The organism is Acetobacter sp. DsW_059 (assembly GCF_002153695.1).
GTDB lineage: Bacteria > Pseudomonadota > Alphaproteobacteria > Acetobacterales > Acetobacteraceae > Acetobacter > Acetobacter thailandicus.
The window spans coordinates 1-321 of the sequence record NZ_JOPI01000159.1 but is presented as its reverse complement, the minus strand read 5'-3'; the positions used below and the strand labels follow the sequence as shown (position 1 = coordinate 321).

Below are 321 nucleotides of genomic sequence, written 5' to 3'. Positions count from 1 at the left end.
TGGTTTTATCGTTTGCGTCAGAGACTACCTGTACAGCACTCTGAAGAACTGCGCCACTGAATGGAAATGTGGCTGTACCAATCGGGAAAGCAGCATAGCAGGTCAGTTGTTTTGCACCAATCCACATTTCACCATCAACTGCGCCAGAGCCACCAAGAACGGTAAGGAACCCGTCATTATTAGTGCCGCCGGATGAGTAAAAATTCAGCTCAGTAGTAGCAGAGGTTCCCGTATTATAATTAAGTCGGATTGCTCCGGTTTTTGCCAGAAGATTCCCACTGGAATCCAGTATCTGAGACGATGGCACGGCAGCGTTTGCCG

At 48.6% G+C, this 321-nt stretch carries 1 protein-coding gene; it reads right to left on the bottom strand.

Annotated elements, in window-relative coordinates; all coding sequences use genetic code 11:
• On the bottom strand, window positions 1–321 hold a 321-nt coding region (locus HK25_RS13195; RefSeq protein ID WP_158092969.1), incomplete at both ends, for a hypothetical protein.